The 12,687-nt window shown below is 50.8% G+C and carries 9 protein-coding genes; 1 reads left to right on the top strand and 8 read right to left on the bottom strand.

Translation table 11 applies throughout. The features are described 5' to 3' along the window. Nucleotides 1-142: 142 nt before the first annotated feature. The 7 genes from LI015_RS19555 to LI015_RS19585 form a co-directional block, all read right to left on the bottom strand. Nucleotides 143-1,723: a hypothetical protein gene (locus LI015_RS19555; protein WP_227126105.1), complete on the bottom strand. Its 1,581-nt coding sequence runs from the start codon at nt 1,721-1,723 to the stop codon at nt 143-145. Nucleotides 1,724-1,840: 117 nt separating this feature from the next. Beyond that, complete coding sequence (locus tag LI015_RS19560) at nt 1,841-2,599, bottom strand: glycoside hydrolase family 25 protein (RefSeq protein WP_227126107.1); 759 nt, start codon at nt 2,597-2,599, stop codon at nt 1,841-1,843. A 261-nt stretch (nt 2,600-2,860) separates the two neighbouring features. Beyond that, complete coding sequence (locus LI015_RS19565; protein ID WP_002564288.1) at nt 2,861-4,579, bottom strand: carbon starvation CstA family protein; 1,719 nt, start codon at nt 4,577-4,579, stop codon at nt 2,861-2,863. Nucleotides 4,580-5,087: 508 nt separating this feature from the next. Continuing rightward, nucleotides 5,088-6,632: a uroporphyrinogen-III C-methyltransferase gene (gene cobA, locus LI015_RS19570; protein ID WP_227126109.1), complete on the bottom strand. Its 1,545-nt coding sequence runs from the start codon at nt 6,630-6,632 to the stop codon at nt 5,088-5,090. Between the two features lies 1 nt (nt 6,633). Continuing rightward, nucleotides 6,634-7,542 carry a hydroxymethylbilane synthase gene (gene hemC, locus LI015_RS19575; RefSeq protein ID WP_002564290.1) on the bottom strand — a complete coding sequence of 303 codons (909 nt, stop codon included), beginning with the start codon at nt 7,540-7,542 and terminating at the stop codon, nt 6,634-6,636. Next, nucleotides 7,535-8,260, bottom strand: coding sequence for a precorrin-2 dehydrogenase/sirohydrochlorin ferrochelatase family protein (locus tag LI015_RS19580; RefSeq protein ID WP_227126111.1), 726 nt, complete (start codon nt 8,258-8,260; stop codon nt 7,535-7,537). Before LI015_RS19580 ends, hemC begins: the two co-directional genes overlap by 8 nt. Nucleotides 8,261-8,319: 59 nt before the next feature. Beyond that, nucleotides 8,320-9,756 carry a D-alanyl-D-alanine carboxypeptidase family protein gene (locus LI015_RS19585; protein ID WP_227126113.1) on the bottom strand — a complete coding sequence of 479 codons (1,437 nt, stop codon included), beginning with the start codon at nt 9,754-9,756 and terminating at the stop codon, nt 8,320-8,322. 89 nt (nt 9,757-9,845) lie between these two features. Here LI015_RS19585 and LI015_RS19590 point away from each other — a divergent pair, with 89 nt between their 5' ends. After that, nucleotides 9,846-10,040, top strand: a complete 195-nt coding sequence (locus LI015_RS19590; protein WP_227126114.1) for a hypothetical protein — start codon at nt 9,846-9,848, stop codon at nt 10,038-10,040. 177 nt (nt 10,041-10,217) lie between these two features. Here the strand turns inward: LI015_RS19590 and LI015_RS19595 are convergent, their stop codons facing one another. Then, nucleotides 10,218-12,431, bottom strand: coding sequence for a transporter substrate-binding domain-containing diguanylate cyclase (locus LI015_RS19595; RefSeq protein WP_319638740.1), 2,214 nt, complete (start codon nt 12,429-12,431; stop codon nt 10,218-10,220). Nucleotides 12,432-12,687: the final 256 nt, after the last annotated feature.

The raw sequence follows: 12,687 nt of genomic DNA on the forward strand, positions 1-12,687 counted from the left end.
GGTGCTGCAAAATCAATGTTTTGTAGAAATCACGAATTCACTCTGTAATTTTACCATGAGGAAAATTGAAAAATTAAGCGTAAAATGCTGTTATATATCCAAAATATTCTCAAATGCCGTGAAGAGCAATCGAATCCAACAATCAGCTCCCGCCCTTTTCAATGTCCCTGATACGGAATTTTACCACATCTGCTCCGCTGGAATCCGAATCGCGTATGACATCAATGGCTGCTTCCAGACGGACATCCGGCTCCAGGTATTGAGGGGTTGTCATTCCTTCTATTATAAAACCAGGAGTAAATGCCATTGTCACGGGCTGATTCGGATTAAAGGCCACAAAATCCGTATAAATGACATCCCGGATGCGGCTGCTGTCCAGGTCCTCTAAGGGTAAGGATACGATTTTTTCCGACTCATCGTAGAATGTGACCATGTTTTTCTCCTTGTCGAGTTTATAGGACAGGCGCCGGTCCAGCTGTTTTTCATAGTCCTCTTCCCGGAATTCATATGGTTCCAGATGTCCTGTGTCATATCGCAGAAAGGCATAAAACTGCTCTCTGGACAGGGAAGTGCCAGTCATGGTATGAAAGGAGGCTTTCAATATGCCGTTCTCCTGGTCCCATCCCATTTTAGGAAGAATCAACCGGGGAGAAGTATAGGGAATGGAGGGAAATGAATTCATGTTGCCCTCCCAGTCCGTGATGTAAATACCGTCGTAATGTCCTGCCGGCCCTGCATAGCCGTAGAGACGGAATTTGTTCTGGGAAAGGGCTGATAAAAATACTATTCCCTGCGCATCAGGCGCCTTTCCAAGTTCTTCTAAGGATACAGGCTGAATCTCCTTCTGCGCAAAGGCTTCCTCTGTTTTCCAGAATCCTTCCTCCGCCCTGCCTGTCACTGCGGCTGTATCCCTGTCCTCTGTTTTACCGGTTTTATCCTGTCCCTGTCCAGACAAGGTGCCAGAAACTTCAAGGGGTTTACCTGATGCTTCCGTCTCCCCTCCTGTTGTTTCCGATGATTTCCCGCTGCCGGTTACCACCCTGATGCCATAGATACGGTTATCATAATCACTCATATGGACGAAACCGTCAATGGGATCCATGGCTGTGATATCGAGAGTATCCTTTTCCGTACCCGTAAGCATAATCCAGTGCACGGCCCCGCTTTTACGTTTTACCTTTACAATGGGATACATTTTTTCGTCCAGCAGGCGGTCGATGCTCTCGCTGGTGGTACCGCAGTCCAGGCGGACCCTGGCATAGGGCAATGCCTGTTCCAGTTCCTTCCACACAATGGCTCCGCGGTCATTATAAACCTTATTTTCATTGAAAATCTGATTCAGTTCCCCCGGCGAAAAACTGTGCACTCCCTGAGCGGTCAGGGATGCAGCGATGCAGCTGGTCAGACATCCGGAACTTCCCATGGTGTCCTTTGAACTGCCCAGAGGATTGCTGCTCCAGCGCGTATCATGCTGGGAATACGAGGTATAGATTTTATTATCCACAGCAGCTTCGTGGTAATCCATCCCGGCTATAACGCTGCCGGTCTCCCTGTGCCTTGTCATGAATACAGCCAGGACGGCAGCTAAAACCAGTATGCCGGCCAGGGCTGACACAATCATGTATCTGCCCTTTCCCGGCTTATGAGGTTTGTTGCTGTTTGGTTCTGTATCCTGTCTGTCCTCCTGGTTTTGTCCGTTTTTTTCTTCTGTTGTTGGTTCCATATAAAATATTTGCTCCTCCTTACCTGCCCCTTTATCTGTTTCCAAACCGGGATAATCCCGCCAACGGCTTTTGTCAAAAGTATAGCAGGAGAAGCAAGAAAAGTCTTTGGGCACTCCTTACGATTTATTACGATTCCCGTACCAGTTTTCCCACTGTTCACGGCTCCCGCAATACACATTCATATCAATGAATGTCTCCTCTCCCTCATATCCCCCAAGACGCTGGCGGTTGGTATACTGCCACAGCAGCCATGGTTCCCCTTCGGTGCGGGGCTTTGTTTTTACGTTGCGAATCCAGAGCGGATACCGGTCAAACCTTCCGCGGATGTACAGGTTCCAGGATTCCTCCGTGGCATAGATTGCAGGGACTATCCCATACTGTGCTTCCAGTCCTTCCAGCAAGGCCCCAAGCTCCTGCTCCACGTCCGCCGGATTTGGAGGATTGGCAGCCTTGTCACCGTAAAACTCCACATCAACTGCCGGCGGAAGCATCCCTTCCCTGTCAGGCAGACATTGGATGAAATGCGCCAGCTGGTCCTTCCCGCTGCTGTCAAAACTGAAAAAATGGTATGCTCCCACAGCCAGGCCGGACAGGGCCGATTCTGACCAATTCTGAGAAAATTTCTCATCCACATGGGAGCTGCCCTCTGTGGCTTTGATGTAAGCAAAATCAATATCCTGCTGTCCCAGCACCTTCCAGTCAATTTCGCCCTGGTAATGAGATACATCCACACCACGTACCGGATAACGTGTTTTTGAAGGATTGTTTAAGAGAATCCGTCCACTCCATATCAGATAAGCCATGATACCGGCAGCAAAAACCGTCATGACAACGAGAGCGGCCAGTATGCGGAGCCATTTGTATCTGTGTTTCATGTGAAGTCCTGCTTTCCTGAACCCCAATCCGTATTGCTGAAGCTGTTTCAGTAAGATATCAGAGGGTTCATCTTTTATCATTATGCATTACCTGTCCTGGCTTTTCAAGTAAAATGAACATAGAAATTGAACGGTTTTCCAAAAAATCCGCTGCCGGCATCTTCGGATGGGTTCTGCTTAAAACACAATAAAAGGATGCATGTTCTCTTTACAGAGTTTGCATCCTTTTATTGCAGATAAACAATGCGGCGGTCACACCCTCTACGCAGTCACACCCTTGCCTGGAGCTGCCTTATCTGCCTCTGTATCCTTATCCAAAAGCTTGCGGATGCCCTCAAAGGCAACAATCACGCCCAGAATCAGAAGAAGAACTGCGAACACCAGCTGAAGCGCGTTGCCGAATACAAACTGGCTTGACAGGGCCGATATAAGGTCCTTGATTTTAAGGCTCAGGGCCGTAAAGGTGACGCCAAGCATGATAACCATGGGCCCCCAGAGCATGACGCCCTGTCTGTGTGTTTTTTTCAGGAATACGGCGCAGGCAATCAGGGCCAGCGCGGAAAGCAGCTGGTTGGCAGATCCGAACAGAGGCCAGATGCTCGCGTAACCTGCCCTGGATAATGCGTAGCAGAGAGCCAGGGTCAGTATGGTGGAGAAATATTTGTTAGTCAGCACCTTGTTCAGGGAACTCTGCCTTGATGGGTCAATATCGTCGTTGGTAAAAAATTCCTGGAAAGCAATACGTCCCACGCGCGCCACGGAATCCAGGCTGGTCAGGGCAAAGGCTGAAATGGACAGCGTGATCAGTGTATAGCTGATGGAATCAGGCATTCCCAATGTGGTAAGAAACATGGCAATGGCCTTGGCAAATACCTGTGGAGGTGTTCCGGTTGGAAGGCCTTCACTGGTAGCCAGCGCACCGACAGCAATCAGCGCGGTAATGGCCAAAAGACTTTCTAACAGCATGGCGCCAAAGGATACCGGCAGCATGTTCTTTTCATTTTTAATCTGCTTGCTGGCTGTTCCGGAGGATACCAGCGCATGGAAGCCGGATACGGCACCGCAGGCAATTGTAACGAACAGGGTTGGAAACAGATAGGAAATATTTCCCTTTGCATCTGTAAACACAAATGATGTAAAGGAGGGAAGGTTGATGGCCGGATTATAAACACATATTCCCAGAACCGCACCGATAATCATGGCCAGCAGCAGGTAGCTGTTCAGATAATCCCTGGGCTGAAGCAGAGCCCATACAGGAGTCACGCAGGCAACAATCACATACAGGAATACGAAAATGAGCCATGCGCTCTGGGGCACATAGACGGGAAATGCCAGTCCAAGGGCGACAGCCAGAACAAGAAGTCCGATGGCAACCAGGGTATTTACCAGCTTGCTGCATTTTCCATACTTCAGGAAGCATCCCAGTACCACTGCAAATGCAATGAATAAAAGAGATGTGGTGGCAACGGCTCCGTTAGCAGCGATTCTCTCGCCTGTGGCTGCATCAAAACCATTGAATGTGCCTGCCACAATGTCAGCAAAGGCCGCCACTACCAGGATGGAGAACAGCCAGGTGAATAAAAGGAACAGCCTTTTGCCGAGCTTGCCGATATAAACCTCGATTATGTAGCCAATGGAACGTCCCTTGTTCTTGACGGAAGCATACATGGCGGCAAAGTCCTGAACCGCGCCGAAGAATACGCCTCCCAGAAGAATCCACAGCATAACGGGCAGCCAGCCAAACATAGCGGCCTGGATGGGGCCGTTGATGGGGCCTGCTCCTGCAATGGAGGCAAACTGGTGGCCGAATACCACGTTGGTATCAGCCGGCACATAGTCCACACCATCCTCCATCTCATAGGCTGGGGTCTTTGCATCGGGGTCAACGCCCCATTTCTTTGCCAGATATCTGCCGTAAATCAGATAGGCACCGCCTAATACCACTACGGCTAAAAGCATCATAACTAAACCATTCATCATCAAGTCTCCTCACGTATATAAAGTAGGTTTCAAAGAGTTTGTCCGGGAAATGCCTCTGCGTCCTGCTTAAGCCCCCTGCACTGAAAAGAACAATAACCGGCCCTGTAAAAAGAAAAGGTCCCTGCACCTTGCGATGCAGAGACGAATCAATCCGCGTTACCACTCTGTTTGCCGCCCCGTAAAAGGACAGCCCCTTAAGTTCCTGCTGCTCTCAGTCAGCCGGAATCTTTGTTAACGGAAAGAAACCCGTCCATCCCTACTGGCCTTTCTCTCGGGAAAGGGGTTCAGAACAGAAGCTGTTGGGTGAGGCCATGATTCCTCTCGCGCGCCCTTCCACCAGCCGGGCTGCTCTCTGTGCCGGAATCTGAAACCATGACATGTCCCAGTCATTGCTTTTCTCAAGTATCAAACTCTTGATGTCAAGAAGTTTACCACTTTAACACAGAGAAATCAATGATATTTTAACACTTTTTTTATACTTTATTTATATATTTTTCATAACTACAGGTTATACGGATGCAGAACCTTCCGCTTCGCGGGATATGGCGTCATCTGCAATGGCCTGCACCAGCCCCTGTATATGGTATGTTCCGGCAGTGATATCTGCCTTTATTCCATGTTTTTTTAACTCCCCTGCCGTTATGTCCCCGATGCATACCAGCCTGGTCTGTCCTGTCCTTTGTCCGGGATTTATATTCAGGCCGCTTGAAAGATAAGCCCTTACACCGGACGCGCTGGCAAAAGTGATATAGTCAAATCCCTCTTCCGCCTGCCTCTGTTCACTCACCAGCCTGCCTTCCACCTGGTAAAGAACAATGTCATCGTAAACAAGTCCGGCTTTTTCCAGTATATTGGTCAGAACAGGTGATCCGCCTTTGGAGCGGGCAATGAGGATGCGGTCGCTGTCTGTAAGGATGGATGCCAGTCCCCGGGCCAGTGCCTCGGCACAGAAGGAATCCGGCATATAGTCTGCATGGAAACCGAAGTTTGCCAGTTCCCTGCCTGTGCCGTCGCCGATAACGGCAAATTTTATATGACCCAGCAAGCGGTAATCCATGCCGGAGTGCTGCATTTCCTGGAAGAACAGGCGCACACCATTGGCGCTGGTGAATATCAGCCAGGTGTATGCAGCCAGGTTTCGGTAGGCTTCCTGCATGGCAGGGCATTTTGTATGGGATATCACTTTCATCTCCAGGATTGGTGAGACAACCGCTCCCTCCTGTTTAAGGGTATGTCCAAGACTGTCTGTAAAATGCCGTGTGCCAACCATACCGATTCTGTATCCGGCCAGGGGACCAAAAGAACGGCATTTCAAATCGCATTTCATATCAAAGGAGGCTGTTTCGCCCACAACAATAATGGCCGGAGTGCCGATCCCCGCCTCCATTACCTTGGCGTGAATCCCGGAAAGCGGCGCCCGGACTGCCCTCTGGTCCGGCAGGGTGCCGTTTTCAATGACAGCCGCAGGTGTGTCCGGAGCCATTCCTCCCTCAATCAGCCTGGCTGTAATGGCCGGAAGCTGTCCCAGGCCCATTAAGAATACCAGGGTACCCGGCAGGGAACCGTATGTTTCAAACTCAGGAGGGAGACAATCCTCTCCGTCCCGGGTGTGGCCTGTAATCACATGGAAGCTTCTGCTTACCCCGCGGTGGGTTACGGGAATCCCGGCGCATTCCGGGACCGCTATGGCGGATGTTACGCCAGGAACGGTTTCGTAGGGAATCCCGTGGGCCTCCAGTGCCTGGATTTCCTCGCCGCCCCGCCCGAACACAAAGGGATCCCCACCCTTTAGCCGGACCACCGTAAGCCCTGAAAGAGCCAGTTCCACCAGAACGGCGTTTATCTCATCCTGTTTCATGGAGTGATGTCCGGCCTGTTTGCCCACATAGATTTTACGGCAGGCGGAGGGCACCCATTCCAGGAATTGTCTGGATGCCAGATGATCATAGACAAGGGCGCCGCAGGAACTAAGAAGCGCCTGGCCTTTCAGGGTCATCAGGGCCGGGTCCCCCGGACCTGCGCCCACCAGATATACCATTCCCTTATTCTCCATATCACATCAATCCTTTCCATGCTTCTGACGCCAGTTTTTCTATATCCCTCCGGGATGTACCGCCGGTCAGGTGAATCCGCTTTACCTCTTCCCTGGGGCTGCTGATGCCCCATACCTCCAACTGCCCGTTTTGAAGGACAGAGTAGATGCCGATGGGCTCATGACATCCCGCATCCAGCTGTTTAAGGACGCTTCTCTCCAGATCCAGGCACAGCCGTCCCTGGGCATGGTCCATGGCCTGGGCGAGACTGTGGGCCGCGGTTCCTGCTTTTGCCTCCACCGCCATCAGTCCCTGGCCTCCTGCCGGTATGAATTCTTCCGGAGCCAGAAACGTATATTCGTAGGTATCCTGTTCCAGCAGTCCCAGCCTTTTTAATCCGGCAGCCGCCAGGATGATACCGTCAAAATTCTCCTCTTCCAGTTTCCTGAGCCGGGTGTGAACATTTCCCCTGAGAGTGCTGCATTCTGCCCCGGCAGCCTCCGGCCACAGTGTTTTGCACATCAACCGGGCCTGAAGCTGCCGCCTTGGACTGGAGGTGCCGATACGGACCACGCTCTCCGGCCGGATCCTATGGCCTCTCATGGTGACCAGCACATCCCTTGGGTCTTCCCGCCCGGATACCGCTGCAATGGTCAGTCCTTGGGCCAGCTCCATGGGAAGGTCCTTGGCGCTGTGGACCGCAAGGTCTATGACGCCTTCCTGTATGGCCTGCTCAAACTCAGATACAAAGACACCCTTGCCCCCGAATTCCTGTAAGGGCTTGTCCAGTATCCGGTCCCCCAGGGTATCCTTTGTTACGATTTCCACCTGTATGCCAGGACAGACCTGCCTTAATTCATCAGCTACAAGCTGTGTCTGAATCAGCGCCAGTGCGCTTTTTCTTGTTCCAATGCGGATGATATCATTCATGTTCCTGTTCCAGCTTTCTGTTTATTATAATTTGCGCCTGTTCCCGTGTGAGACAGCCGTTATGGCTGAGTCCTTCCTCCGCCAGCTCGTAAAACAAGGCTGAACGGACCCTGGGCGAGTCAGGGAACAGGTCTTTGACCGTCTCTCTGTAAGCTCCCAGCCGGGTTGCCAGCTCTCCCAGGCTGTCCGGCATTACGGACCGGATTCTGGCCTTCAGGTACCTGGCTATGACAGGGCTCATGCCGCCGGTGGAAATTCCCACCACCACAGGTCCGTCCCGTACAATGGACGGGAAGATAAAGGAGCATTCCTCCTTTACATCCACCACATTTACAGGAATCCTTTTTGACCTGCACAGTACGGATATTCTGCTGTTAAGGCCAGGCTCAGACGTGGCCGCAATGACAAAGTCGGCTCTATCCAGGTCCCTGTCCTCGAACTCTCTTCTGGTCAGCTTGAGAGTGTCCGTGTATGCGATGTCTTGCGCCATCTCATCCAGGCCAGGGGACATGTCCGGGGATACTACCTCGATGACCGCTCCATAGGGAAGCAGATCATGCACCTTTCTCAGGGCCACGCTTCCACCGCCCGCAATCAGCCATCTCATTCCCTCAATATCTGCAAAAAACGGAAAATATGCCATGAAGTTCGCTCCTCCCATTCTATCCCCGGACAGAGCCGTCCGGGCGAACGTACCGAAAAAGACGCAGACAGCCATTCACAAAACCTCCTGTCTGCGTCTCTTTCCTGCTATTTTTATCTGCAACATGAAGAAAATCAGCGCATGTCATGCTGCTTTCTTCGTTCATCTAACAGACGTTCAAAATCCTCTTCCGTATAACCTATGTCCGCCAGACGCTGTCTGCGCTTTTCCCTGAGGATACGCTGGCGTTCCCGCTCCGCTGCCTGCCGTCTTTTAAACCAGAATACTCCGCCGCCGGCAATCAGCGCCAAGACCAGGACAGCCCCGCCGCCTATGAGCGCTGCCCTTGGAAGCTTAAGGCCGGTTTTTCCGTCCTGTCCGTCCTTTTCGGGCTGGCTTTCCTGGGGCGTATCCTCACCAGGCCCGGAGGGAGTTGCGTTAACAGCCTGGACCCTGGAGCTGTAAATCCATGCATCTCCAACTCTCCGCTCATTATAGGTGTAGACCAGCCTGGCCACGGCCTCCTGGGGATGGTCCTCAGGCAAATCCGTCTCCAGCGCCTTGTCCGCATCTGTAAACTGCGCGTCATTAGGTATGGTGATAACCGCCCCGCTTTCAATGGATAGTTCCGATGGATCATATGTCTCCCCGGCAATGGTTACAGGCGTGTCTCCTGTGACATATTCGATTTCATTGTCAGCTATGTTCACATTCTTGAATTTTGCAAAGCAGAAATCCAGAATGGTCTTTGTATCTGAATAATGGGTTTTCTGGGTACTCTTAAGGGTAACTGCTATCTGGCCTCTGCCCTCCCGTCTGGCATAGGTGACAAGGGTCTGTCCTGCCTGGGATGTCCAGCCGGTCTTACCTGCAATGGCATCGGGATAATAGTTGGAATCATCCGACAGCAGCATTTTATGCTCAATGGAAAAAGTCCGCCCATTGGGGTTGTTGGCAGTGGCTGGTATAGTAGAAGTTCTGGCTGAGGCAATCTCCAGCACAGTGGGGTTCTGGAAGCAGGCCCTGGCTATGATGGCCATGTCGTAGGCCGTGGTGCGCTGGGTGTCGTCGTTCAAACCGGATGGATTGGCAAAATGGCTTTCATTACAGCCAAGCTCCGCAATCCGCTGGTTCATCATATCCACAAAAGCCTGTCTGCTTCCCGCCACATACTCTGCCAGAGCATTGGCCGACTGGTTGGACGACTGGAGGAGCATGGCGTAGAGACACTGGCGGACGCTTAATACATCCCCTTCCTCCAGGTTGAACTTGTTGCCGGCCCCGGATTCCACATTGTATATGGCGTCATGGGAAAATGTGACCGGCGCGTCCAGGTCATTGGTATTTTCAATGACCACAAGGGCTGTCAGCAGCTTGGTGATGCTGGCCGGAATCTTCTGCTCATGTATGTTCTGGGCAAACAGCACGGCCCCGGAATCCATATCCATGACAATGCCGGCCTCTGACTGAATCCCTGTGTCTATGGGCCAGTCCGGTTTTGCGAAGGCGGTGATGGTGGCCATTGAAAAGACCATGATTAGACTTGTGATTATGTAGGATATACGACGCATAATTACCTCTTCTTTTTTATCAAAATAAAACAGCCTACCCATGATTATATTTTAATAAAGGGCCGCTGTCAATGAATTAAAATTACTAATTGTATCTCGTTGAGAAACGAATCAGCCATGCAGTGGGAATTGCGGTATACTTTAAATGGCATATCCTGGAAGCAGTGCCATTATTTTATACATCACTGGAGGTAAAAAAGAGCATCCTTCTGAATCCCTGTATCATCATCGTATACCTGGGCATTGTCCGCTGGATGTCCGGATTTCCGGTTCCGGATTTATAGACACAACCATTGCCAATACAGGAGACGTCACGGTACGCCTCATAACATTGGCAACGGCGGCCTTCTGGCTGCCAAATGCGGGGCCATGAGGATTATGCGCTGTATTGTCACCACCGCCATCATGTCCCTGGCAGCCATTCCGGTTCTGATGCTGTCTTTATAGGGATACATACGTTGTTACAATATATCCCCGGAAGATTTTGCAGGCTCAGAAGATTCAGAATTCCCGTCTTCCGCTGCCTCCCCCGGAATATATTCAATATGGTATTTATTCTTTCCGTTTGCCTTTGCTTGATACAAAGCGTGGTCAGCCATCCCAAACATCTCCTCATAGGATATATCGCCGGTCCTGCCCACTGCAATGCCCATGCTGCAGGTGGCATTGAAATCAGGGTTATCCTTTAAAGCCCTATAGACACGGTCCGCAAACCGTGTCAGCTGGTCCGCATCTTTAATCCCGCCCATGAACAGCATGAACTCGTCCCCGCCAATTCGGCCGGCCACATCATCCTGGCGCACACATTTGTGTATGGTATCACCAAAGGCCCTGAGTACCACATCACCAGCCTGATGCCCCCTCTCGTCATTGATGTGTTTAAAGTCATCCAGGTCCAGGATAAACAGGGCACATATGTCCCCTTGTGCATGTTCCAGACAGGCGCGGCACAGCTCCTCCGTGGTGCTTTTGTTTTTCAATCCGGTCAGGGCATCAGTCTGTGCCTTGCGCCTAAGCAGGGTCTGCATGGCAATAGCAGCCTTCAGCTCCTCATTCTTCTTCTGGAGAATCAGATTCTGCAGTTTCTGATGGCGGGCATCGTAACGCATGAACAGGATTCCCACTCCCAGCAGTGAAACCGCTATAACCCCAAAGGCAAAATATAAGGGATAAGTCTGTATGAAGTAGCTGAAGTCCTTGTTTTCCTTGCCTGAAAGCAGGGTTGCATACACAGCCTCATCCATAGCCCCCTCTCCCGCCTTTGCAATGGATTTGGAGAGGACCTGGGCCAGCAGGGGATTGGCACTTTCCGAGACTCCTATGTAAACAGGTGAAACAGCCGTACTGCCGTCCACCACCACAAGATTCATGCCCAGAAGATTCCGGTCCGCCGACAGCTTGATGGAGGATACCATGGCACAGTCGGCATTTCCGTTTTCCACCGCTGTGAGACAGTCTTTAGGGGTATCATAGGTAACAATCTCCCATTTGGGATACTTGTCTTCCAATACCTCCTGCAGGCCGTCCACTTTTTCTACCATTGCAATCCGCTGGTAGGAGGAAAGATTCAGAGGCTCATCCTTTTTACCTACCAGGCTAAAACTGCAGTTATAGTAGGGGATGGTATATTTAAGACTGCCGGACATTCCGCTTCTTTTCTGCTTAAATACACTTAAACGAATCTGGGCATTTTCTCGGAACAATTTATCTGCTGAAGCCTCTTCCGGTTCCAGTGGAATGAACTCAAAGTTCAATCCGCTCACCTTGGAAAGGTGCCTCATATAGTCCACGTAAGCGCCCTTGCATGTTTTTTCCTTCTCGTCATACCATTCAAAAGGATAGTCGGACCGGGCCACCAGCACTGATACCGGCCCGTTCTGTTTCACAAACTGGCTCTCCTCCCGGGTAAACTCTGCAAACTGCCGGTCCATCTCATGGTAATATTTTTCATAAAGTCCTGCCGAGTAATAGGGATTATCTATGAAAATCTGCTTCAATGCCTTGTTCAGCCGCACCATCAGCCCGGGCTTATCCACCGACGTGATGAAGTAAGCCGGCATATAGTCAATCTTGGCCAGAAGCTTCTGGTTCATGTTATATTCCATATTGCCGTTGATAATGGCATCCACATCCTCACGCTCCAGGGCCTCCAGTATCTGGGTGCCGGTATCATAGTATACGGCTTCATAGGAAAATCCATGATTCTCTGCATATTCGTCAAATAAATCATTCAGGAAGTTACCCTTAATCATGCCTACCCGTATTCCCTGGAACCCGTGGTAATCATCATAATACAGACGTTCGTCCGACTTGCGCCCAACCAGGGCGGCAAAATCAAAACAGCACTCGTAGCTGCTGAAAAGGAAATCCTCTGCCCGCTCCTCGCTGTATTCAGCAGGGAGCAGTAAATCCAGTTCCCCTCTGCGCAGCATATCCAGGCACTCCCCCCAGGGCGCCTGGATATACTCATATTCCCATCCCGTATATTCTGCTATTTTATTCAGATAATCCGCCCCATATCCTATTGCATAGCCGTCCTGGTCTATCTGGATGAAATCCCCGATATCCACACAGCCTACCCGCACCTTCTCCGCTGCCTGCACAGGCAAAGCTAAAAAAAGGCACAGAAGGAATGATGACACAATCAGGAAAATCCTGTATTTAGCCGCCGCCAACTTCTTCATCCCATCACCCACAGGTTATAATTTGTTTGTTCTAACAATATATTGATTATAACATGCAACTATGGAGGATTCCAGTAGTTCGGCTTAAATTAAGCATTGATTTCTTTCAACTTCCGGAATATGTCTTCCAGCCTGACATATGCGTCACGGTATACTTCCATAACCTTTATAGCGCAAAAAAGGCAGAAGGCCGAAAGGCCTGTCTGCCGGTTAAGGAAGTTCATAATGGTTTCATAGATCAGGAGCA

It is taken from the genome of Enterocloster sp. 210928-DFI.2.20 (assembly GCF_020554465.1).
Lineage (GTDB): Bacteria > Bacillota > Clostridia > Lachnospirales > Lachnospiraceae > Enterocloster > Enterocloster bolteae.